21 protein-coding genes and 1 tRNA gene are annotated in these 21,571 nt (G+C 65.0%); 12 read left to right on the forward strand and 10 right to left on the reverse strand.

What is annotated here, in order from left to right; translation table 11 throughout:
* Positions 1 to 7: 7 nt before the first annotated feature.
* The 5 genes from AC1RDJ_RS17175 to AC1RDJ_RS17195 all read left to right on the forward strand — a co-directional run bounded on the left by AC1RDJ_RS17175 (position 8) and on the right by AC1RDJ_RS17195 (position 4,363).
* A complete protein-coding gene (locus tag AC1RDJ_RS17175) occupies positions 8 to 637 on the forward strand; it encodes a biliverdin-producing heme oxygenase (protein ID WP_198043886.1) in 630 nt (209 codons plus the stop codon).
* Entirely contained in the window at positions 637 to 1,839 is a 1,203-nt protein-coding gene (locus AC1RDJ_RS17180) for a TonB family protein (protein ID WP_493028225.1), read from the forward strand. Before AC1RDJ_RS17175 ends, AC1RDJ_RS17180 begins: the two co-directional genes overlap by 1 nt.
* A 195-nt stretch (positions 1,840 to 2,034) precedes the next feature.
* Complete coding sequence (locus AC1RDJ_RS17185; protein WP_289885909.1) at positions 2,035 to 2,844, forward strand: methionine ABC transporter ATP-binding protein; 810 nt, start codon at positions 2,035 to 2,037, stop codon at positions 2,842 to 2,844.
* Positions 2,837 to 3,511 (forward strand): methionine ABC transporter permease, encoded by a 675-nt coding sequence (locus tag AC1RDJ_RS17190; protein WP_071322940.1) that lies wholly within the window; start codon positions 2,837 to 2,839, stop codon positions 3,509 to 3,511. The genes AC1RDJ_RS17185 and AC1RDJ_RS17190 overlap by 8 nt, the downstream gene beginning before the upstream one ends.
* Positions 3,512 to 3,535: 24 nt before the next feature.
* Entirely contained in the window at positions 3,536 to 4,363 is an 828-nt protein-coding gene (locus AC1RDJ_RS17195; RefSeq protein ID WP_071322939.1) for a MetQ/NlpA family ABC transporter substrate-binding protein, read from the forward strand.
* Positions 4,364 to 4,576: 213 nt separating this feature from the next.
* Here the strand turns inward: AC1RDJ_RS17195 and AC1RDJ_RS17200 are convergent, their stop codons facing one another.
* Positions 4,577 to 5,194 carry an OmpW/AlkL family protein gene (locus AC1RDJ_RS17200; protein ID WP_071322938.1) on the reverse strand — a complete coding sequence of 206 codons (618 nt, stop codon included), beginning with the start codon at positions 5,192 to 5,194 and terminating at the stop codon, positions 4,577 to 4,579.
* A 156-nt stretch (positions 5,195 to 5,350) separates the two neighbouring features.
* Positions 5,351 to 6,247 carry a LysR family transcriptional regulator gene (locus AC1RDJ_RS17205; protein WP_289885908.1) on the reverse strand — a complete coding sequence of 299 codons (897 nt, stop codon included), beginning with the start codon at positions 6,245 to 6,247 and terminating at the stop codon, positions 5,351 to 5,353.
* Positions 6,248 to 6,508: 261 nt separating this feature from the next.
* On the opposite strand from AC1RDJ_RS17205, the gene fur reads away from it, so the two are divergent.
* From fur to AC1RDJ_RS17240, 7 genes are all read left to right on the forward strand, one after another.
* Positions 6,509 to 6,949: a ferric iron uptake transcriptional regulator gene (gene fur, locus AC1RDJ_RS17210; RefSeq protein ID WP_035820181.1), complete on the forward strand. Its 441-nt coding sequence runs from the start codon at positions 6,509 to 6,511 to the stop codon at positions 6,947 to 6,949.
* Between the two features lie 74 nt (positions 6,950 to 7,023).
* Positions 7,024 to 7,386, forward strand: coding sequence for a MerR family transcriptional regulator (locus AC1RDJ_RS17215; protein WP_071322936.1), 363 nt, complete (start codon positions 7,024 to 7,026; stop codon positions 7,384 to 7,386).
* A gap of 84 nt (positions 7,387 to 7,470) precedes the next feature.
* Positions 7,471 to 8,061 (forward strand): NAD(P)H-dependent oxidoreductase, encoded by a 591-nt coding sequence (locus AC1RDJ_RS17220; protein ID WP_493028227.1) that lies wholly within the window; start codon positions 7,471 to 7,473, stop codon positions 8,059 to 8,061.
* Between the two features lie 244 nt (positions 8,062 to 8,305).
* Entirely contained in the window at positions 8,306 to 9,454 is a 1,149-nt protein-coding gene (locus AC1RDJ_RS17225; RefSeq protein WP_232251301.1) for a SpoIIE family protein phosphatase, read from the forward strand.
* 74 nt (positions 9,455 to 9,528) lie between these two features.
* Entirely contained in the window at positions 9,529 to 10,086 is a 558-nt protein-coding gene (locus AC1RDJ_RS17230; RefSeq protein ID WP_071322933.1) for a SiaB family protein kinase, read from the forward strand.
* A 22-nt stretch (positions 10,087 to 10,108) separates the two neighbouring features.
* On the forward strand, positions 10,109 to 10,507 hold the full coding sequence (locus AC1RDJ_RS17235) for a DUF1987 domain-containing protein (RefSeq protein WP_493028228.1): 399 nt from the start codon (positions 10,109 to 10,111) through the stop codon (positions 10,505 to 10,507).
* Positions 10,508 to 10,522: 15 nt separating this feature from the next.
* Entirely contained in the window at positions 10,523 to 11,251 is a 729-nt protein-coding gene (locus tag AC1RDJ_RS17240) for a GGDEF domain-containing protein (RefSeq protein WP_232251141.1), read from the forward strand.
* Positions 11,252 to 11,261: 10 nt separating this feature from the next.
* On the opposite strand, the gene AC1RDJ_RS17245 is transcribed toward AC1RDJ_RS17240, so the two are convergent.
* From AC1RDJ_RS17245 to fdnG, 8 genes are all read right to left on the reverse strand, one after another.
* Positions 11,262 to 11,984: a substrate-binding periplasmic protein gene (locus AC1RDJ_RS17245; RefSeq protein ID WP_493028230.1), complete on the reverse strand. Its 723-nt coding sequence runs from the start codon at positions 11,982 to 11,984 to the stop codon at positions 11,262 to 11,264.
* Positions 11,985 to 12,139: 155 nt separating this feature from the next.
* A tRNA-Sec gene (locus AC1RDJ_RS17250) sits at positions 12,140 to 12,235 on the reverse strand.
* A gap of 12 nt (positions 12,236 to 12,247) precedes the next feature.
* Entirely contained in the window at positions 12,248 to 14,197 is a 1,950-nt protein-coding gene (gene selB / locus AC1RDJ_RS17255) for a selenocysteine-specific translation elongation factor (protein WP_493028231.1), read from the reverse strand.
* Entirely contained in the window at positions 14,194 to 15,603 is a 1,410-nt protein-coding gene (gene selA / locus AC1RDJ_RS17260; protein WP_493028232.1) for an L-seryl-tRNA(Sec) selenium transferase, read from the reverse strand. The genes selB and selA overlap by 4 nt, the downstream gene beginning before the upstream one ends.
* Positions 15,603 to 16,640 (reverse strand): formate dehydrogenase accessory protein FdhE, encoded by a 1,038-nt coding sequence (fdhE, locus tag AC1RDJ_RS17265; protein ID WP_493028233.1) that lies wholly within the window; start codon positions 16,638 to 16,640, stop codon positions 15,603 to 15,605. The genes selA and fdhE overlap by 1 nt, the downstream gene beginning before the upstream one ends.
* 140 nt (positions 16,641 to 16,780) lie before the next feature.
* On the reverse strand, positions 16,781 to 17,464 hold the full coding sequence (locus tag AC1RDJ_RS17270) for a formate dehydrogenase subunit gamma (RefSeq protein WP_493028234.1): 684 nt from the start codon (positions 17,462 to 17,464) through the stop codon (positions 16,781 to 16,783).
* On the reverse strand, positions 17,451 to 18,374 hold the full coding sequence (gene fdxH, locus AC1RDJ_RS17275; protein ID WP_071322926.1) for a formate dehydrogenase subunit beta: 924 nt from the start codon (positions 18,372 to 18,374) through the stop codon (positions 17,451 to 17,453). The genes AC1RDJ_RS17270 and fdxH overlap by 14 nt, the downstream gene beginning before the upstream one ends.
* Before the next feature lie 13 nt (positions 18,375 to 18,387).
* Complete coding sequence (gene fdnG / locus AC1RDJ_RS17280; RefSeq protein ID WP_493028235.1) at positions 18,388 to 21,459, reverse strand: formate dehydrogenase-N subunit alpha; 3,072 nt, start codon at positions 21,457 to 21,459, stop codon at positions 18,388 to 18,390.
* Positions 21,460 to 21,571: the final 112 nt, after the last annotated feature.

Below are 21,571 nucleotides of genomic sequence, written 5' to 3' on the forward strand. Positions count from 1 at the left end.
CAAGACCATGCAGACAGCAAGCAACACCACGAGCAACACGAATACCGCCACCGCCGTTCCGATTAACGCGGCGCCTAGCCGCAGCCAGCGCCTGAAAGCCGACACCATGGCCACCCACGACTTGCTGGACCAGCGCATCATGGCCAGCGCGCCCTTCTCCAGCCGCGAGAACTACGCGCGCTTCCTGCAGGCGCAATATGCGTTCCTGCGCGACGTCGACGCGCTGTACGACAACGCCCAGCTGGCCGCCCTGCTGCCCGACCTGGAACAGCGCCGCCGCTATGCCAGCATCGCCGCCGACCTCGATGACCTCGAGACCGCCCTGCCGGCCGACGCGGCCAGCGCGCCATTCGACGCGCAGCTGGACCTGGCCACGGCGCTGGGCTGGCTGTATGTGAGCGAAGGCTCGAAGCTGGGCGCGGCCATCCTGTACAAGCTGGCCGGCAAGATCGGCCTCGATGAACACCACGGCGCGCGCCACCTGGCCGGCCATCCTGACGGGCGCGCGCGCCACTGGCGCGAATTTACCTCCGTGCTCGATACGGCCGTCCTCGATGAGGCAGGCGAAGCGCGCGTCATCGACGGCGCGCGTGCCGCCTTCCTGCGCATGCACGGCCACGTGGAGGCCTGCGCCTGATGGAGGAGCCAGTGACCCGGGCCGGCGCGGAAGCACACACGGCGCGGCTGCGCCGCTGGGCGTGGACGGCGGCCGGCATGCTGATGGTGGCGCTGGGCGTGATCGGCGCCCTGCTGCCCGTCATGCCGACGACGATCTTCCTGATCCTGGCGCTGGCCTGCTTCAGCCGCGCCTCGCCGCGCCTCGAGCACTGGCTGCTGCACCATCCGCGCTTCGGCGCGCCGCTGCGCCAGTGGCGCGAGCACCGCGCCGTATCGCGGCGCGGCAAGGCCCTCGCCTGCCTCGGCATGGCCATCGGCTTTGTCGCCATGTGCCTCGGCCATCCGCCGTGGTGGGTCATCGCCCTGGTGGGCACGCTGGAAATCGCCGTCATCATCTACCTGCTGCGCCGCCCGGAAGGGCCGGCGCCGGTGCAAACGCCGGCGTCCCCGCTGCCCGTGTCCGGGGAGGCAACCACGCAGGATGCCGCGCAAAACGCCGCGCCTCGCACGGACTGGCGCCGTCCGCTGACGATCGCCACCGTCTTCGCCATGCATGGCGCCCTGCTCGGCTGGGCGCTGTACCACCGCGCGCCGGCGGCGCCCGTGCTGGCCATCGTGCCTGACGCGGCGCAGCCGGCCATGCTGCTGTACCTGCCGGCGGCGGCCCCGCCGCGGCCGTTGGAGCAGAATCTTGCTGAACAGGTCAGCGCGGCCGCCGCGCCGTCGCGCAGCGTTGCGAAAAAAGCAGCGCCAGCCATCCGCCAGTTCGTGCTGCCGCAGCCCGACGCGGCGCCCCTGCCGCTGCAGGCGCAGGCCATGGACGCCGTCGCCGAGGTGCGCCACGCGCCCGTTTCGCCGGCGCCGGCGGCCACGGCGTCCATCGCGGCGGCGCCGCCCTCGCCCGCCCTGCCGCCCGCCCCGCAGGAGCAGCGCAGCGGCGTATCTAGCTGGGAAGGCAAGGTGCTGGCGCGCATGGAGCGCTTCCGCCGCTACCCGACGGCGTCGCGGGCGAAGCAGGAACAGGGCGTGGTGTACCTGCGCTGCCGCATCGACCGCGAGGGCCAGGTGCTGGCCGCCGCCATCGAGCGCAGTTCCGGTTCCGCGGCGCTGGACCAGGCCGCGCTCGACACTTTGCAGCGGGCCGCGCCGCTGCCGCGCATCCCCCAGGAACGGCCCGATCCGCTCGAATTATCGATTCCCGTCGAATTTTCTATCGGCTGAGCGGCAAAAATCCGGTTTTGCTCTTGCAAAACCTTCATATAGACATTATTTGCATATTCAAAGCAAGATTCTGTCGTAGGAGTAATAACACGATCGGAGGTATACTACGCAACCGACGTTTCAGGCCGGCCCGATCCACTCCCGATCCGGCCCCGTTACCCGCCTGTCACGGTCCAATAAAAAAGGAAACACTGCATGACCACACCACACCGTACGCCGGTGATTCGCATCGATGGCGCGAACAAGACCTTCGCGCTGCCCAAGGGCGAACAATTCCACGCGGTCAAATCGGTCACGCTGGAAGTCTATCCCGGTGATATTTTCGGCCTGATCGGCAAGAGCGGCGCCGGCAAATCGACCCTGCTGCGCCTGATTAACCTGCTCGAGCGTCCCGACAGCGGCACGATCACCGTGGCCGGCCGCGAATTGACGAGCCTTGGCAAGAGCGACTTGCGCGACGCGCGCCAGAACATCGGCATGATCTTCCAGCAGTTCAACCTGCTGCAAAACGCCAGCGTCTTCGACAACGTCGCCTTCCCCCTGAAAATCCATGGCACGGCCAAGGGCGAGCAGATCGCCGCCAGGGTCGAGGAATGCCTGGCGCTGGTGGGCCTGTCCGACAAGCTGCACAGCTATCCGGCGCAACTGTCGGGCGGGCAGAAACAGCGCGTGGCGATTGCCCGCGCGCTGGCCAGCCACCCGGACGTGCTGCTGTGCGACGAGCCGACGTCCGCGCTCGACGCGGAAACCACGCGCGCCCTGCTCGACACCCTGCGCGACATCAATGCGCGCTTGAAAGTGACCATCGTCATCGTCAGCCATGAGCTGTCGGTGCTGGGCGCCATCTGCAACCGCGTCGCCGTCGTGGAAAACGGCGCCATCGCGGAACAGTTCGACCTGAGCGACACGGCCACGCCGCGCAAGACGGCGCTGGGACGCGAGCTGGCTTACTACGGCACCGAGGCCTTTGAAGCCACCGCATGGAAGGATGCAACACATGTTTGAAGAATCGATCAATAACGTCATCAACCTGCTGCCGGAAATCTGGGTGGCGCTGGGCCAGACCATGACCATGCTGGGCATCGGTCTTACCGCCGCCATCCTGATCGGCGGCCCGCTGGGCATTTTGCTGTTCCTCGTCTCGGAAGGCCAGTCGCTGGAAAACCGTCCGCTGTCGATGATCCTCGGCTGGCTGGTGAATACCGTGCGCAGCTTCCCGTTCATCATTTTGCTGGTGGCCCTGACGCCGTTTACGCGCATCATCGCCGGCACCTCGATCGGCCCGCTGGCCGCCGCCGTGCCGCTGTCGTTCGCCGCCATACCCTACCTGGCGCGCCTGGTGGAACAGAACCTGCGCGAAGTGCCGCGCGGCGTGATCGAGGCGGCGCACGCCATGGGCGCCTCGGAAATGCAGATCATCTTCCGCGTGCTGCTGGTGGAAGCGCGCTCCGGCCTGGTGCTGGCCCTGACCGTGCTGTCGATCAGCTTCCTGTCCTATTCGGCCGTGGCCGGCGTGGTGGGCGGCGGCGGCATCGGCGACCTGGCCATCCGCTACGGCTACTACCGCTTCGAGACGGACATCATGGTCGTCACCGTGGCCATCCTGATCGTGCTGGTGCAGATCATCCAGCTGGCCGGCACGCGCATCGCCAAGCGCCTCGACAAACGTTAATTCATATTCAGAACAAGGACATACATGAACCATCTTCGCCGCAACCTGCTGCTGGCCGCCGCCAGCCTGGCCTTCGCCACCGCCGCCCATGCCAAGGACCCGAAGGAACTCGTCATCGGCACCAGCTCCGGCCCGTATTCGGACCAGCTGAAGCTGGGCATCAAGCCGATCCTGGAAAAACAGGGCTACAAGGTCAAGATCGTGGAATTCAACGACTACGTGCAGCCGAACTACGCGCTGGCCGAAGGCTCGCTGGACGCCAACGTGTTCCAGCACATCGTCTACCTGACCAAGTTCGCCACCGATAACAAGCTGCCGCTGAGCCCATTGATCACCGTGCCGACGACGCCGATCGCGCTGTACAGCAGCAAGCACAAGTCGCTGGCGGAAGTCAAGAACGGCGCCACCATCACCATGCCGAACGACCCGACCAACCAGGCGCGCGCGCTGGTGGTGCTGGCCAAGATGGGCTGGATCAAGCTGAAACCGAATGTCGACCCGCTGCGCGCTTCCGAGCGCGACGTGCTGGAAAACCCGAAGAAGCTGAAACTGGTGCCGCTGGAAGCGGCGCAGCTGCCGCGTTCGCTGGCGGACGCCGATTTCGCCTTCGTCAATGGCAACTTCGCCCTGGCCGCCGGCATGAAACTGACCACCGCCCTGGCCGTGGAAAAGATCTCGGACAGCTACATCAACCTGGTGGCGATCCGCACGGCCGACAAGGGCAAGCCGTGGGTCAAGGACCTGGAAGCGGCCTACCGCTCGCGCGCCTTCCTCGACGCGACGAATAAATACCTGGCCGGCTACGAAAAGACGGACTACCAGTTGGCGCTGGAAAAGACGCTGAAAAAATAAAGCGCAAGCAAGGCGCTGCACGCAAAAAGACGGCCAGGTTCACACCTGGCCGTCTTTTTTTGCCCGCGCTGCACGGGCATCTTCAATACTTGCCACGCCTGACAAAACCGACGCGAGCGGCAGTCACTGTGCTTGAGAAGCGCAACTGTACGAAGGCACAGCGAGCATCGCAGAGCGCAAATGACGACGCGCAGCAGGTTTTGCTCGGTGTTCCTAGAAGCGGTAGCCGACGCCGACGCCGATCAGCAGCGGATCGACCTTGACTTCGCTGGCCTTGGCGCCGCCGATGAAGACGTCGCTGCGGATCTGCACTTTCTTGATGTCGAAGTTCAGCGACCAGTTTTTATCGAGCTTGTAGTCGACGCCCGCTTGCAGCGAGAAGCCCCAGCTGTCGTGCTCGAGGCGGCCGGCGCCGTTCAGCAATTTCACGTCGGAAATATTCGTGTAGTTCACGCCCGCTCCCACGTAAGGGCTGAACTGTTTTTCCGGCATGAAGTGGTATTGCAGCGACAGCGTCGGCGGCAGGTGCTTGAAGGTGCCGATCTTGTTGCCGTCGAGCTTGACGTCATGCTTTTGCGGATAAGTCAGGATCAGCTCGGCAGCGATGTTGGGGGTGAAGAAATACGAAATATCGATTTCCGGAATCGTCTTGCTGCTGACATGCAAACGGTCGGATGCGCCGACGCCGCCGATAGGAGCAGATTTGTCGGCCGGGTCGATATGCACGGCGCGCGCACGGACCAGCCAAGGGCCTTCCTGTGCCATGGCGTTGCCGGCGACTGCGCCGATGGCGGCCAAAACGATTGCTGCTGCGGTTGCGGACTTTTTCATTATAGTTCCCTCTGTCGTTAAGTAACGCTGCGAAGTCTAAGAGTGCAGTGCAACAAAAACTTTGATCCACATCAAATAGTGCTGGATGGCATCAACAGACGGAATTTTTCCTTTCCCCAGGTCAAAAATTGCGGCATTGCAGCGCGCTACCGCTCCTTAGCGCACGCCGTCAAACAGGCCGGCCACCCAGTCGGCGAACACGCGCACGCGCGGCGACAGTTGCCGGTGGTGCGGATACATCACGGACACGGGCAGCGGGTCGGGCCGCATGGACGCCAGCACTTCCACCAGCGCTCCCGCCGCCAGCGCCTGCGCCAGGTGGTACCGGGGCGCCTGGATCAGGCCCATGCCGGCGCGGCAGCAGGCGTGGTAGGCGTCGGCATTGTTGACGGACACCGTGCCCGGCAGGCTCACGCTGTGCACCTGGCCGCCCGCCCGGAAATCGAAGGGCCAGGTCTTGCCCGTCTGGGCGGAAAAGAAATTCACGGCGCGATGGTGCGCCAGGTCCGCCAGGGTGTGCGGCGTGCCGTGCGCGGCCAGGTAGGCAGGGCTGGCGCACGTCACTTGCTCGAGCAGCGCCACGCGGCGCGCCACCATCGACGAATCGCTCAGTTCGCCCACGCGCAGCACGCAATCGACGCCTTCGCGCACGAGGTCGACGAGGCGGTCGCCCATGCCGATTTCCAGTTCGATCAGCGGATAGCGGGCGCAGAACTGGTCGAGCACGGGCATGACGAAATGCAGGGCCAGGGTCGCGTGCAGGTCGATGCGCAGCTTGCCGGCCGGCTGCTGCGCCGCCGAGGAAAAGACGGCTTCCGTTTCCTCGAGGTCGGCCAGCAGGCGCACGCAGCGCTGGTAATACGCGTCGCCGTCGGGCGTGGGCGTTACCTGCCGCGTGGTACGCTGCAGCAGGCGCACGCGCAGCCGCGCTTCGAGCTGCTTGATCGCATGCGTGACGGTGGCTTTCGGATAGCCGAGGTCATGCGCCGCCTGCGTAAAACTGCGCAGTTCGACGATACGCGTGAAAATGCGCATCGCATCAAATCGGTCCATGCCTACTCCATTGTTATTTCGTGCTGCACAGTGTAGCGATATCGGCGTCATTTTTCCATCGCAAGCCATGACGCGGAGCGGCACGGTGCGTGGAACGCAAGCCAGCCTTGCGCCGATGTCACTGGTCTGCCGCCGGGCCAGACAGCATAATATTTCTACCTCGCACAATACAAATGAGAATAGTAATGATTATCATTTGCGATATAATGCAAAATCATACATAGGCGCACGCCAAGGCGATCACAAAAAGGAATGGGAGACATGGATATATTGAGGGAACTGCGTGAATCGGGCTTGAAAGTAACCATCCCCCGCTTGCGGATTCTGCAGCTGTTTCAAGAAGGCACGATCAAGCACCTGAGTGCGGACGATGTCTACAAACTCTTGCTGGCCGAAAAAATCGACGTGGGCCTGGCAACCATCTACCGCGTGCTGATGCAGTTTGCCGAAGCGGGCATTTTGTTCCGCCGCCACTTCGAATCGGGTCACGCCGTCTTCGAATTGAACGAAGGCCAGCACCACGACCACCTGGTCTGCACCGGTTGCGGCAAGGTCGATGAATTCGTCGACGAAGGCATCGAACTGCGCCAGAACGAGATCGCCGCCGAGCGCGGCTTCGTGCTGCATGAACACGCGCTGTCGCTGTACGGCACCTGCGCCGAGTGCACGGCGAAGAAAGTCCCGCCGCGCAAGCCATCCTGAGGCAACGCGCAGCGTAGCGCCTGGCGCACCGCCTGCGCTACACTGCGTGCGCCGCAGCTCGACAAAGGACAAACATGTACATCGGAGAAATCGCCCGCCTGGCGGGCACCTCGCCCAAGGCCTTGCGCCACTATGAAGCGCTGGGCTTGCTGGGCGACGTGCGCCGCTCGGGCGCCTACCGCGTCTACACGCAGCAGGACCTGGCGCAAGTCAGGCTGATACGCCAGGCGCAGGCGCTGGGCTTCCGCCTGGCCGAACTGCTGCCCATCCTGGCCGGCGACGACACCGACTGGGCCGCCCTGTCGCAGCACATCGCCGCCAAGCGCGCGCAAGTGCGGCAGGATATCGCCCGCCTGCGCCAGCTCGACGCGCAACTGGGCGACATCGACGCGGAAATCCACGATTGCCTGGCGCGCCAGCGCCAGCAGGCTGCCTGAACGCTCAAGCATGACTGCCGCTTGACTCTGCCACTAGGGGCAGGCTTTAGCATGCAGGCTCCTCTCGTTTAGAAAGCCCGCAGCATGAGCACGATTGCACCCAAGCGCATATTAATCATCCTCGGCCACCCGTCCAGCGACAGTTTCTGCGCCGCCCTGGCCGACGCCTACGCCGCCACGGCGCGCGACGCCGGCCATACCGTGCGCGAACTGCGCCTGGGCCAGCTGGACTTCGATCCCGTCCTGCATGAAGGCTATCGCCAGGTGCAGCCGCTGGAAGCGGACCTGCTGGCCGCGCAGGAAGCCATCACCTGGGCCGGACACCTGGTGTTGGCTTACCCGATCTGGTGGGGCGGCGCGCCGGCCCTGCTGAAGGGCTTCATCGACCGCGTCTTCCTGCCCGGCTACGCCTTCAAGTACCGCCCCGGCAAGGCCTTCCCGGCGCAGCTGCTGCTGGGTCGCACGGCGCAGCTGCTGGTGACGATGGACACGCCGCCCTGGTATTTCCGCTGGGTCTACCGCATGCCCGGCATCCACCAGCTGCGCAAGACGACGCTGGAGTTTTGCGGCATCAAGCCCGTCAGCGTGGCCAGCTTCGGCCCCATCCTCAATTCCACCGATGCGCAGCGCGCACGCTGGCTGGAACAGGCCCGCAGCCTCGCCCGGCGCGCCTGAATCCGTGGGCGGCGCTTGCCATGCAGCCATCTTAGATACGGTTTTGACAAGCCGAGTAATCAAGCCGTCATAATCGAAGGCTACCATGATGATATTGCCTGTTTGTCAGTCGCCTTGCCGTTGCGACAAGCCAGGTCCGATCGTCATCTAAAGGTAGCCGCCTGTGGAGTTCAACGCCTCTCGATTGCATCTTCCCCGTTATCGGACGTCCGTGGCGTTTGATCTGTGCATTCCCACGGAATCCGTGCAGGCCGACGCCAGCAATTTCGCCGTGCTCGAGCTGTTCACGGAGCGGCGCGACATGATGAGCCTGCCCGTCACGGAACAGCAGCGCCCCATCGGCTTGATCAGCCGCAATATCTTCATGTCGCAGATGTCCAAGCCCTTTTACCACGAGGTGTACGGCAAGAAGAGCTGCATCGCCTTCATGGACAAGGAGCCGCTGATCGTCGACGGTGCCATGAGCATCGAGGACCTCACCTTCCGCGCCGTGGAAGCGGGCGAAAAGGCGCTGGCCGACGGTTTCATCATCACCGCGGACGGCGCGCTGGCCGGCGTGGGCTTCGGCTTGCAGCTGATGAACGTGGTGGCCACCATGCAGGCGGAAAAAAACCGCCAGATCATGCACAGCATCGACTACGCCAGCGTGATCCAGCGCGCGCTGCTGCGCACCTCCGATGCGGAATTGCGCGCCACCCTGCCCGACGCGCACCTGGAATGGCAGCCGCGCGATGTGGTCGGCGGCGACTTCTACTTTTTCGAGCGCCATGCGGGCGGCTGGTTCGCCGCCATCGCCGACTGCACGGGCCACGGCGTGCCCGGCGCCTTCATGACCCTGATCGCCTCGTCTGCCCTGAGCCAGGCCCTGCGCGAGCTGGGGCCGCACGATCCGGCCGCCCTGATCGGCGCCGTCAGCCGCGCCATCAAGACCCTGCTGGGCCAGGATGGCGCCAGCACCAGCCATCACGCCGGCTCGAACGACGGCATGGATTGCGCCTTCCTCTGCTACGACGACGCCAGCGCCAGCCTGCGGTTCGCGGGCGCGAAACTGGCGCTGCACGTGGTCGCGCCCGGCGAGGACAGCGTGCGCGCCATCGACGGCGCGCGCATGGGCGTCGGCTATGTCGACACGCCGGCCGGCTACTGCTGGCACAACGAGACGCTGGACGCGCCGGCGGGCAGCCTGCTGTTCATCACCACCGACGGCCTGCTCGACCAGATCGGCGGCGCGCGCGACATCGCCTACGGCAAGCGGCGCATGCGCGAGCTGCTGCTGGCGCAAGGCACCGCGCCGGCCGGCGACGTGGCCGCGGCCCTGCTGCAGGACAGCGCCGCGTGGCAGGGAGAGCAGCCGCGCCGCGACGACCTGACCTTTTTCTGTTTCCGCCTGTAGCTTGACCTATCCATCGATGTCCCCCACCGCCCATCCACAAGAAACCGGGTCACCGGCTAGCCAGGAGCACTGACGTGCTGTACGAAGAATTCAACGAGTTTTGGGATGTGGCGCGCAAGCGCAACATCATCTTTTTTTACGTGGGCTATTTCTCGCAGCACGTGGTCAGCGCCATTTCCGAGACCATCAAGGCGCGCCTCGATACGGCCGGCGCGGCCGGTCCCACGCGGCGGCGCATCTTTTCCTCGTTCATCGAGATGTCGCAAAACATCATGCACTATTCCGCCGACAGCCTGACGCCCGATGCGCAGCTGGACCAGCAGATGCGGCGCGGCTCGTTCTGCATCGGCACGCGCGGCGACAGCTTCTTCCTCCTGTGCGCCAATCCCGTCTCGACGGACAACGTGGCGCAGATCCGCGCCCGCCTGGAGCCGCTGCACACGATGACGATGGAAGAAATCCGCCTGGCCTACAAGAAGGCGCTGCGCGAGGAGACGCCCGCCGACAGCAAGGGCGCGGGCCTGGGCTTCCTCACCATGGCGCGCGACGCCAGCGAGCCGCTGGAATTCGAATTCGTCCAGGACCCGCAGGAACCGGGCCACACCATCTTCTGCATCAAAGCCATCATTTGAAAGAGCCGACTCAGGAAAGCATATGCAATTACCGTCACCACTGTTCATCGCCGCGACCCCGAGTTCGCCCGAAATCGACTTCCGTTTCGAGCAGCACAGCCTGTCGATCAAGGGCGAGTCGTATCCGGAAAATGCGGCCGCCTTCTATGGCCCGCTGATCGCCGCCGTGCGCGCCTACCTGGAAAGCTGCCGCGACGCCAGCATTACCGTGAATGTCTCGCTGGCCTACTTCAACAGCTCCAGCACGAAGATGCTGTTTACCCTGTTCGACACCCTGAACCAGGCGGCCGTGGACGGCAACCAGGTACGCCTGAACTGGTACCACGACGAGGACGACGACACCATCCTGGAATTCGGCCAGGAGCTGCAGCAGGATTTCACGGCGCTGGACTTCCGCGACCATCCCGTGCAGGGCAGCTAGGGCATGCGCGCGACCATGTCCGAGGCCGAACTGGAGCCCGACCTGTTCACGGTGGAGGCGGCAGCGCTGGCCGCCGCGCGCCGCATGCACGCCGATGCCGGCGCCTCGGGCGCGGAACAGCGGCGCGTGCTCGGCGAACTGATTGTCCACTACGAACGGCTGATGCGCGAGACGCGGCGCCTGATCGGCCGCAGCGACCGCGCCGAACGCGACATGCACCTGCTGAACCGGCAATTGCAAACCCTGGCCGGCCAGCTCGAATACCGCGCCACGCACGACCCGCTGACGGGCGCCCTGAACCGCGGCGCCGTGATCGACCACGCTTCGCGCTGCCTGGCGCAGGGCGACATGGCCCTGATCGTGCTCGATATTGACCTGTTCAAGCAGGTCAACGACGATTTCGGCCACCCGGCCGGCGATGGCGTGATCCAGGCCGTGGTCGACTGCCTGAAGGGACTATTGGGAGAGGAAACGGCCATCGGCCGCGTCGGCGGCGAAGAGTTTTCCGTCGTCTGGCCCACCACCTCGCGCGACGAAGCGGCAAAGGTGGCCCAGCGCATCTGCGACACGGTCGGCCGCCAGCGCCACGCGGCGCCCATCACGCGCGCCATCACCGTCAGCGTGGGCCTGAGCTGGAACCGCGCCGGCACGGCCTTCGAGACGGCCTACAGCCATGCCGACCAGGCCCTGTACCAGGCCAAGCGCGAAGGGCGCAACTGCGTGCGCCAGTGGCTGGAAAGCTGAGGCCGGGACCTTAACGGACTTGTTCGCGCGCCATGCTGCCGTCGCGGCGCATGGCGGCGGCGGCCCGCTGCATGGCGGCCGCCTGCGCCTCGGGCAGCAGCTTGTTGCAGGCCAGATAAGTCTGCACGCGGTTGAACGTCAGCAGCGGCACCACCTTGCCTTCCCATTCCTTGCCGAGAAAGGGCTTGCTGCCCACCGCCATGCCGACTGCCCACAGGTCGATACGCCCCAGCAGCAGCTTTTGCGGATTGAGCCACTCCTGCGTCACGGGCGCCACGCTCAGGCCGCGCTGGCGCAGATAATCGTCGCGCGCGTCGCCCAGCACCGTGCCGATGACCAGGCCGCGCGCGTCATCGAGCGTGCGCAGCGTCAAATGCCGCTCGGCCAGGCCATACAACACCCACTCCGCTTCGTTGAGCGGCCCGATCCAGCGAAACCGCGCTTCGCGCTCCTGCGTGCGCGTGGTGGAAAATATGCAGGTATCGGTTTCGCGCAGCGCCTGCGCATACGCGCGTTTCCATGGCAGCAATTCGATGCTGTAGGCGATGCCGGCGCGCGCCATGATCTCGCGCACCTTGACCGTTTCGCGTCCCACCACGGTATTGCCTTCCATCATGCTCGACGGCGGCAAATGCTCACCGACGATGCGCACGCCGCGCACATCCACCGCCCCGGCCGCGGCCGGCGCCAGCAGCAGCGCGGCCAGCAGCCATGCCATCCCTCGTTGTTTCATGCTTGCCTTCATCTGCCACAGGGTATCCGCATCCCTGCCTTCGGCTCGATGTTACCATCGGCCCCGTCAGCCATCGATGAATGTTGCCTTTTACGCCATAATTTTTACGCAACGTGGCAAGCGGCCAACGCGGGAGAGATAGATGGGGGGATAACTGGCGGAAAACAGTAGGAGTCGAACCTACGGGAGAACGTCTGACGCCCTCCACCGGGTTTGAAGCCCGGCCACATCACCGGATGAGTGTGCTTTCCGCGGTGCCTGAGCTAGCCGTTGGGCAAGGTGTAGGACCACAGCGCTTGCGGGCGCAATAGATGCCCATTGCCAACACGCCGAGTATAACCGACGCGGTCAAAAAATTCCAAGACCTGGATCGCCCGCTTGCGGCCCAGGCCGCTGGCGTCGCGGAAGGCGGCAGCGCCTACCGCGCCGGAACCGGGCGGCAAGCCCGCTTCCTCTTCCGCCTTGCGCGCCAGTTCCCCCACCAGTTGCGCCAGTTCGGCCAGCGCGGCCGGGTAATAGAACAGGTCGTGCACCACCTGGCTGATCTGGCCCGCCTTGGCCAGTTTGCGCAACAGCCGGCGCGCCTCATCCTCGGCCAGGCTGAAGTCGCGCGCCAGGTCGCGCGTCCACGGCGGCTCGAAGCGCCCCTGCAGCAGGGCCGCCAGCATCGGCTCGGCCACCGCCTGCTCCTGCGGCGTCAGCTCCACGCTGTGCGTCGGCAGATGCAGGCTGGCGCCGCGCGCCTGCACCTCGCCACGCGCCAGCAAGCCCTCGACCAGGTGGCTCCACAGCGCATCTTCCATCTCGGCGTCGACGATGCGCTTCAGGCGCCACAGTTCCGTCCCCGCCTCGTCGGGGACGCGCGCATGGAACGCGGCCAGCGCGGCCAGCACGCGCTGCTCCAGCGCCGCCAAGGCAGCCGGCGCCAGCAGCAAGGCGTCGCCGGCGCGCAAGGCGATGCGCCGCGTGTCGGACGGCAGAGCGATGGCCGCCGCCGGCAGCAAGGACAGGCGCACCAGCAGCGACTCGCGCAAGCCCACAGGGCTTTGCGCCAGCAAGGCCGCGTAATCGCCGTGCGCGACAAAGGCGGCCAGCGCATCGAGCCAGGCCAGTCGCGCCGGGCTACGCCGCTTGCGCGCGGGGCCGAACGGGTCGAGCACCATGCCGCCGCCCACCGTCTGCGTGGCTTGCGCATTGCGCACGACGAAGCGGTCGCCCGGCACGCCGTGCATCGGCGCGTCGAACACCAGTTGCACTCTGCCCGTCTGCCCTGGCGACAGGGTCTCGCCATCGAGCATGACGGCGCGCGCCAGCTGGTGCGCCGCGCCCAGGTGCACGTGCAGCGGCGACCAGGCTTTCAAGTGCACGCCGGCGTCGGGCAGCAGGGTCAATTCCACGTCGAGGCGTTCGGAGCACTGCGCCAGCTCGGGCGCGACGATCCAGTTGCCGCGTTCGATGCGTTCGCGGGCGATGCCGGCCAGGTTCAGCGCCAGGCGCTGGCCCGCCATGCCCGTCTCGGCGGCGCGGTTTTGCGCATGGATGCTGCGCACGCGCGCCTCGACGCCGCCCGGCGCCAGTTGCAAGGTGTCGCCCACGCTGGCCATGCCCGCCAGCGCCGTGCCTGTGACGACGGTGCCCTGCCCCGACAGGGTAAACACGCGGTCCACGCCGAGGCGGAACAGGCGCCGCTCGTCGCGCCGCGGCAGGCTGCGCGCCACCTGCGCCAGGTGCGCCAGCAGGGCGGCCACGCCGGGATCGTTGTCCACGCTGGCGGCGGTGGGGAAGATGGGGCTGCCGGCCAGCGGCGTGCCTTGCAGCAGCGCCTCGATGTCCGCCTCCACCTGCGCCACGCGGGCCGCGTCGGCGCGGTCGATCTTGGTCAGCGCCACGGCGCCGCGCGTCACGCCCAGCAGCCGCAAAATCGCCAGGTGCTCGTGCGTCTGCGGCATGACGCCATCGTCGGCCGCCACCACCAGCAGGGCGAAGTCGATGCCCGTCACGCCGGAGGCCATGGTGCGGATGAATTTTTCGTGGCCCGGCACGTCGATCACGCCCAGCACCGTGCCATCGGCTAGCGGCAGGTAGGCGTAACCGAGTTCTATCGAGATGCCGCGCGCCTGCTCTTCCTTCAGGCGGTCCGTGTGCACGCCCGTGAGCGCGCGCGTGAGGGTCGTCTTGCCATGGTCGATATGGCCTGCGGTGCCGACGATCATGTGGCCAGCGCGTCGAGCTGCGCGATGAATGCCGTCTCGTGCGCCGCTTCCAGGCAACGCAAATCGAGCCACAGGGTATCCTGGCCGATGCGGCCGATCACGGGCCGCGGCAAGGCGCGCAAGCGCTGCTCCAGCACGCCCAGCGGGTTGCTCAGGCGCGAGCCGGGAGCGCTGCGGATGGCCAGGCCAAAGCTGGGCAGCTGGTCGACGGGCAAGGCGCCGCTGCCGATCTGGCTGCTCATCGCTTCGGCCGTGACGGCGTAGGAAGTGCCCAAGGCGCGCTGCAGCAGCGGCAGCACTTCCTCGGCCTGCTCGCGCATGGCGGCGGCCGGCCGCGTCAGCAGGCGCAAGGTGGTCAGGCGTTCGGCCAGCAAGTCCGGCGCGCGGTACAGCTGCAGCACGGGCGCCAGCGCGGCCAGGGTCAGTTTGCCCACGCGCAGCGCGCGCTTCAGCGGGTTGCGCTTGATTTTCGCGATCAGGTCGGCGCGGCCGACGATCACGCCGCACTGCGGGCCACCCAGCAATTTATCGCCGCTGAAGGTCACCAGGTCGGCGCCCGCCTCTATCGTTTCGCGCACCGTCGTTTCATGCGGCAAGCCGTATTGCGCCAGGTCGACCAGCGTGCCGCTGCCCAGGTCCACGGCCGTGGGAATGGCGTGCTGCGCCGCCAGCGGCACCAGCGCATCGAGTTCCACGCTTTTCGTGAAGCCCGTGATCGCGTAATTGCTGCAATGGACCTTCATCAGCAGCGCCGTCTGTTCGTTCACGCCATGCGCGTAATCGGCCAGGTGGGTGCGGTTGGTGCTGCCCACTTCGCGCAGCACGGCGCCGGCGCGCGTCATCACGTCGGGAATGCGGAAGGCGCCGCCGATTTCCACCAGCTCGCCGCGCGACACCACCACTTCCTTGCCCTGCGCCACGGTATTCAGCATCAACAGCACGGCGGCCGCGTTGTTGTTGACGATGGTGGCCGCTTCGGCACCCGTCAGTTCGCGCAGCAATTCCTCGACCAGGTCGTCGCGGTCGCCCCGCTTGCCCGTCTCCAGGTCGAATTCCAGGTTCATCGGCCATTGCAGCGCTTCCACCACGGCTTGCACGGCCGCGTCGGGCAACAGCGCCCGCCCCAGGTTGGTATGCAGCACCGTGCCCGTCAGGTTGAAGACGGCGCGCAGCTGCGAACGCGATTGCGCCTGCAGGCGCTGTCCGAGCAGCGCGACGATGGCGTCCAGCGAGGTATCCTCGTCGCCACCCGCGCCAGCCAGCATGGCCGCGCGCAGCTCGGCCAGCACGCCGCGGGCGCACGCCACGGTTTGCACGCGGCCGTATTCGGCGATCAGGGCCTGGCAAGCCGCATCGCCGAGGATGCGGTCCACCGACGGCAGGCGCACGGTCTGCTCCGTCTTCATCAAGCTTCGCCTTTGCCAAGCCACAGCAGCGGATTGCCGCTGGCGCGCTGGTAGCCGGCTTCGCCCACCAGCAGGTCGAGCATCAGGCTGGCCAGGTCGTCGGCCAGGGGCTCGACGTTGTAATCGTGTTCCTGGTTGAAGACCTTGCGGTAGGTATGGCAATCCTCGCAGGTTTCCGCGCGCGCCACTTTTTTCGGATCGTTGGCCTTGTTGGGCAATTTGTCGTCCTTCGCCGTCACCGGGTCGAACGGCACCGCGTCGGCCGCGTCCAGGCCCTGGTAGGCGATCTTGCCATTCTGTTCGCACGTCGAGCACTTCACGCGCACCATATGCCATTCGCTTTCGCAGATGCCGCAGTGCAGGTAGCGGTAGCCTTGCGACTGGCCGCCGATGCGGATCACGCTGGCGACAGGGTGCGAACCGCAGACGGGGCACAGGGTGCCCGTTTCCAGATCCGGCACGCGCGTGGCGCGCAACTGGCTGGCCGACGTCGACCACAACACCTGCAGGGCGGCGGCGACAAACGGCGCGTGCATGGGGTTCAGATGATCGCCGTTCTCGTCGAGCACGGCGTCGGCGCAGGCATCGAGCGCCGCTTCATCGAGCGCGCGCAGCTGCGCCAGCACCTGGGTCAGGCCACCGGACAGGGCCGGCTGGCTGGCTGCCGTGACGGCCAGCTCGTCGAGCAGGCTGGCAAAGATGTCGCGCCAGACCGGTGGGCGGGCGCCGTTGACAGGCAGTACCGGCATGCGGTGGGCGATGGCGCGGCGCAGCACCTCGGCGTCGGCCACGGGCACGGCGCCGGGCGCCAGTTTGGCGACCACGGCGGCCTGCGCATCGGCCAGCGCGGCCATCAGCACCAGGTAGCCCTGCATGCCCGCGTCAACGGGGATGCCCTTGATCTTGCCCTGCGCCAGTTCGCGCAAGCGCAAGGCGCGCGCCGTAAACAGGCTGTCAGGCTGCGGCAGCAGCAGGCGCGGAATCGCGTTATGGTCCAGGCCTTCGATTTCGCCTGGCTGGAGTATGCGTTGTACCAATAGAGTTTCCCCATCAAAAAAAGCAAAGCACAGCCAGCGGAGTTGGCCATGCTGTAAAAGTATTTTAAACCAGAAAGAGAAAGGGGCCGATCCTGTGGGACCGGCCCCGGCTCTTGCAGCTGGGCGGCACTTACGACAGCTTAATCCTTGCTGTCGCGGATCACCGCTTCAAACCACTTCGGATGGTGCTTGCGCGCCCAGCCGTAGGTGACGGTGCCGCGCACCATGGCGCCGATCGAGCCCTTGACCCACAGGGCCGCGTAAATGTGCACGATGATGGCGCAGATGATGCCGAACGCGCACACGGCATGCAGCAAGGCGGCCGCGCGGATGACGGGAATCGGGAAATAGAACGCGAAATACGCGCGCCAGATCACGATGCCCGACAACAGCAGGCCCAGCATGCATGCCAGCAGCGCGAAGAACAGCATCTTCTGGCCGGCATTGTATTTGCCGATCTTCGGGAGCTTTTCCTCGCGGTTGTTGAGCACGTCGTCCATCTGTTTCAGCCACTGTTTGTCGCCGTCCTCGAACTTGTTGTGGTGCCAGAAGCGCACCACGAGGATCGCGAACGAGACGAACATCACGAGGCCGGCAAACGGATGCAAAATGCGCGTCCATTGGCCGCCGCCGAACAGGCTGGCCAGCCACGCCATCGACGGATGGAACATGGCCAGGCCGGACAGGGCCAGCATGACGAAGGTAATGGCGGTCACCCAGTGATTCGTGCGCTCGTTGGGGTTGTAGCGCTGGATCAGCGGATTGCCATCCTTGTCGTACAGCTTGCCATTGTGCTGTTCACTGTGCTGTTCATGATGATTCATGCTGCCCCTCCTTGATGCGCTTGGCCTCGTCCAGGGCTTCGCGCTCTTCATCCTTGCTCACTTCGTTCGGACCGACACGCGTGTAGTGGAACAGGCCGGCCAGCGCCGTGGCCGCCATACCGGCCACGGCCAATGGCTTGGCCCAGCCCTTCCAGAAGCCCACCATCAGGCTGATGCTCGGCTTGTCGGGCAGGTTCGAGTACAGGCGCGGCTTGTCGGCATGGTGCAGCACGTACATCACGTGCGTGCCGCCCACGCCCAGCGGATCGTACAGGCCCGCGTTCTCGAAACCGCGCGATTTCAGGTCGACGATGCGCTCTTCCGCATGCACCTTCATGTCCTCCTTGGTACCGAAGACGATGGCGCCCGTCGGACAGGTCTTCACGCAGGCCGGTTCCTGGCCCACGGCGACGCGGTCCGAACAGAGCGTGCACTTGTAGGCGCGGTCGTCCTTCTTCGAAATGCGCGGCACGTCGAAAGGACAGCCGGCCACGCAGTAGCCGCAGCCGATGCAGTTTTCCTGGTGGAAATCGACGATGCCGTTCGTGTATTGCACGATGGCGCCCGGCGCCGGGCAGGCCTTCAGGCAGCCCGGGTCCTCGCAGTGCATGCAGCCATCCTTGCGGATCAGCCACTCGAGGTTGCCGTCATTGCTTTCGTGTTCGGCAAAACGCATCACCGTCCACGATTGCGGCGTCAGGTCCGTCGGGTTGTCGTAGGTGCCATGGTTTTCGCCGACCTCGTCACGCAGGTCGTTCCATTCCATGCACGCCGTCTGGCAAGCCTTGCAGCCGATGCATTTCGATACATCGATCAACTTGGCCACGGTGCCCGTCACCGGGCTGCGCGCTTGCGGCGGCGTCACCGTGGTGGCGGACAGGCGCCGGATATCTAAGGATTGCAGTGCCATTATCGATCTCCCATCATGCTTTTTCCACCTTCACGAGGAAGGACTTGAATTCCGGTGTCTGCGAATTCGCATCCCCCACGCCCGGTGTCAGGGAGTTGATCAGATACCCCGGCTTGGCCACCCCCGTGAAGCCCCAGTGCAGCGGCAGGCCCACGGTATGCACCTGCTTGCCTTCGATCTTCAAGGCCTTGATGCGCTTGGTGACGACGGCCTTGGCGATGATGTGGCCCCGTTTGGAACTGACCCTGACCTTGCCGCCGGCCACCACGCCGATGCTGGCCGCCAGCTCTTCGCCGATTTCAACGAATTGCTCCGGCTGGATGATGGCGTTCAACCGTGCATGCTTGGTCCAGTAATGGAAATGCTCGGTCAGGCGGTAGCTGGTGGCCACATGCGGGTATTCCTCATGCGTGCCGAACAGCTTGCGGTCATCGGCAAACACGCGCGCACCCGGATTGCTGGTCGCCTGCGGGTTTTTCGGATGCATGGGGTTGTAGCCGAGCGGATTTTCAAACGGCTCGTAATGCTCGGGGAACGGCCCTTCGGCCATGGCGCCGCGCGCAAAGAAACGCGCCACCCCCTCGCCCAGCATGATGAACGGCCCCATGCCGTTTTCCGGCGGTTCGTCGACCTTGAAGTCGGGAATATCGGCGCCCGTCCAGTTCGTGCCGTTCCATTCGATGAGCTTGCGGGTCGGATCGAAAGGCTTGCCCTTCAAGTCGCACGAGGCGCGGTTGTACAGCACGCGGCGGTTGGCCGGCCATGCCCAGGCCCAGCCCAGGGTCTGGCCGATGCCGGTCGGGTCGCTATTGTCGCGGCGGCCCATCTGGTTGCCCGCCTGCGTCCAGCTGCCGGCGAAGATCCAGCAACCGCTGGTGGTCGTGCCATCATCGCGCAATTGCGCGAACGAGGCCAGCTGTTCACCCTTTTTCACCAGCAGCTTGGTCGGATCCTTGGGATCGTACAGGTCGGCCAGCGCCTTGCCGTTGAATTCACGGGCGATCTCTTCCGGCTGCGGATTATGCGGCTGCGCATAGTTCCACGTCAGGTTGAGAATCGGATCGGGGAACTTGCCGCCCTCTTTCTGGTACATGGTACGCATGCGCAGGAACAGGCCCGACATGATCTCGAGGTCGCTGCGCGCCTGGCCCGGCGGTTCGGCCGCTTGCCAGTGCCACTGCAGCACGCGCGAAGAACTGACCAGCGAACCGCGCTCTTCGGCGAAGCAGCTGGTCGGCAGGCGGAACACTTCCGTCATGATCTTGGTCGGATCGACTTCGTGGAACTCGCCATGCGGACGCCAGAATTCGCCCGTTTCCACGGCCAGCGGGTCCATCACGACGAGGAACTTCAGCTTCGACAGCGCTTCCGTGACTTTCTGCTTGTTCGGCGCGGACGCGATGACGTTGAAGCCCTGGCAGATATAGCCCGTCATCTTGCCTTGGTGCATGTTCTCGATCGCTTGCATCAAGTCATACGGCTTGTCCAGCTTGGGCAGGTAGTCGAACGCATAATTGTTTTCGGCCGTGGCGAAATCGCCCCACCACGTCTTCATGAAGCTGACGTGGAACTTGCGGTAGTTGCTCCAGTAGCTGAGCTGGTTCGGCCGCAGCGGCTTGGTGGCGCGCGCGGCGATGTAGGCGTCGAAGTCCTGTTCGCCCTCGTTCGGCAGGGTCATGTAGCCCGGCAACAGGTTCGACATCAGGCCCAGGTCGGTCAGACCCTGGATGTTCGAGTGGCCGCGCAAGGCGTTCATGCCGCCGCCGGCGATGCCCATATTGCCCAGCAACAGCTGCACCATGGCGCCTGTGCGGATGGTTTGCGCGCCCGTCGAGTGGTGCGTCCAGCCCAGTGCGTACAGGATGGTACCGGCGCGCCCCGGCACGGCCGTCGAGGCCAGCGCCTCGGCCACCTTGTGGAACTTGTCGGGCGACACGCCGCACGTACGCTCGACCATCTCGGTCGTGTAGCGCGCGTAGTGCTTCTTCATCATCTGGTAGACGCAGCGCGGGTGCTCCATGGTCGGGTCGACCTTGGCATAGCCATCGTCGCCGATCTCGTAATCCCAGGTGCTCTTGTTGGTGTACTTGCCTTTTTCCTTGTCGAAACCCGAGAACAGGCCGTCCTCGAACGCATAGTCTTCGCGCACGATGAAGGGCATGTCCGTGTAGTTGCGCACGTACTCATGCTGGATCTTGTCGTTCGTCAGCAGATAATTGATGATCGCGCCGAGGAAGACGATGTCCGTGCCGGTCCGCGTGGCGCAGTAGTAATCTGCCACGGATGCGGTGCGGGTAAAACGCGGATCGACAACGATCAGCTTGGCCTTGTTATGCGCCTTCGCTTCCGTTACCCATTTGAATCCGCAAGGATGTGCTTCTGCTGCATTGCCGCCCATGACCAAAATCACATCGGCATTCTTGATATCGACCCAATGATTCGTCATCGCGCCACGGCCAAACGTCGGGGCAAGACCTGCCACCGTCGGTCCGTGTCATACACGCGCCTGATTATCGAAGGTCAGCATCCCCATGCTGCGCACTGTCTTGTGGGTCAGATACCCCACCTCGTTGCTGCCGGCGGACGCGGCCAGCATGCCGGTGGAGAGCCAGCGGTTGACGGTCTTGCCGTCGGCATTCTTTTCGATCAGGTTGGCGTCGCGATCGTCCTTCATCAGGCGCGCGATCTTGTCGAGCGCCACATCCCAGGAAATCGGTTGCCATTCCGTGCCACCGGGTGCGCGGTATTCCGGCACTTTCAGGCGGTTCGGACTGTGGATGAAGTCGACCAGGCTGGCGCCTTTCGGGCACAGGGTGCCGCGGTTCACCGGGTGATCGGCATCGCCTTCCACGTGGATGATGCTGGAAACGGCGTTTTTCGCGCCATCGCCCAGGCCATACAGCAGCACGCCGCAGCCTACGGAACAGTAAGGACAGGTATTGCGGGTCTCGGTCGTGCGAGCCAGCTTGTATTGCCTTACCTCGGCCAACGCCTGCCCCGGTGCGAAACCGAGCAAGGCGAGGCTGGAGCCAGCAATCGTGGCGCCTGTCACCCGAAGGAACTGGCGCCTGGATATCTGAACCATATCAGACCTCTATGATGTGAGTAAATAAAAAGTCATACAACGTCATGGCGGTGTCATATCGATAAGCTATAAGCACCATGCCTGTGCCATATGAGGCGTATTTTACCCCTCA

Source organism: Janthinobacterium sp. GW822-FHT07H10 (assembly GCF_058798675.1).

What these genes read in the sequence shown, in the direction of transcription:
- AC1RDJ_RS17175 (WP_198043886.1), top strand. Translation starts at nt 8, where the DNA reads ATGCAGACAGCAAGCAACACCACGAGCAACACGAATACCGCCACCGCC.
- AC1RDJ_RS17180 (WP_493028225.1), top strand. Translation starts at nt 637, where the DNA reads ATGGAGGAGCCAGTGACCCGGGCCGGCGCGGAAGCACACACGGCGCGG.
- AC1RDJ_RS17185 (WP_289885909.1), top strand. Translation starts at nt 2,035, where the DNA reads ATGACCACACCACACCGTACGCCGGTGATTCGCATCGATGGCGCGAAC.
- AC1RDJ_RS17190 (WP_071322940.1), top strand. Translation starts at nt 2,837, where the DNA reads ATGTTTGAAGAATCGATCAATAACGTCATCAACCTGCTGCCGGAAATC.
- AC1RDJ_RS17195 (WP_071322939.1), top strand. Translation starts at nt 3,536, where the DNA reads ATGAACCATCTTCGCCGCAACCTGCTGCTGGCCGCCGCCAGCCTGGCC.
- AC1RDJ_RS17200 (WP_071322938.1), bottom strand. Translation starts at nt 5,194, where the DNA reads ATGAAAAAGTCCGCAACCGCAGCAGCAATCGTTTTGGCCGCCATCGGC.
- AC1RDJ_RS17205 (WP_289885908.1), bottom strand. Translation starts at nt 6,247, where the DNA reads ATGGACCGATTTGATGCGATGCGCATTTTCACGCGTATCGTCGAACTG.
- fur (WP_035820181.1), top strand. Translation starts at nt 6,509, where the DNA reads ATGGATATATTGAGGGAACTGCGTGAATCGGGCTTGAAAGTAACCATC.
- AC1RDJ_RS17215 (WP_071322936.1), top strand. Translation starts at nt 7,024, where the DNA reads ATGTACATCGGAGAAATCGCCCGCCTGGCGGGCACCTCGCCCAAGGCC.
- AC1RDJ_RS17220 (WP_493028227.1), top strand. Translation starts at nt 7,471, where the DNA reads ATGAGCACGATTGCACCCAAGCGCATATTAATCATCCTCGGCCACCCG.
- AC1RDJ_RS17235 (WP_493028228.1), top strand. Translation starts at nt 10,109, where the DNA reads ATGCAATTACCGTCACCACTGTTCATCGCCGCGACCCCGAGTTCGCCC.
- AC1RDJ_RS17240 (WP_232251141.1), top strand. Translation starts at nt 10,523, where the DNA reads ATGTCCGAGGCCGAACTGGAGCCCGACCTGTTCACGGTGGAGGCGGCA.
- AC1RDJ_RS17245 (WP_493028230.1), bottom strand. Translation starts at nt 11,984, where the DNA reads ATGAAACAACGAGGGATGGCATGGCTGCTGGCCGCGCTGCTGCTGGCG.
- selB (WP_493028231.1), bottom strand. Translation starts at nt 14,197, where the DNA reads ATGATCGTCGGCACCGCAGGCCATATCGACCATGGCAAGACGACCCTC.
- selA (WP_493028232.1), bottom strand. Translation starts at nt 15,603, where the DNA reads ATGAAGACGGAGCAGACCGTGCGCCTGCCGTCGGTGGACCGCATCCTC.
- AC1RDJ_RS17270 (WP_493028234.1), bottom strand. Translation starts at nt 17,464, where the DNA reads ATGAATCATCATGAACAGCACAGTGAACAGCACAATGGCAAGCTGTAC.
- fdxH (WP_071322926.1), bottom strand. Translation starts at nt 18,374, where the DNA reads ATGGCACTGCAATCCTTAGATATCCGGCGCCTGTCCGCCACCACGGTG.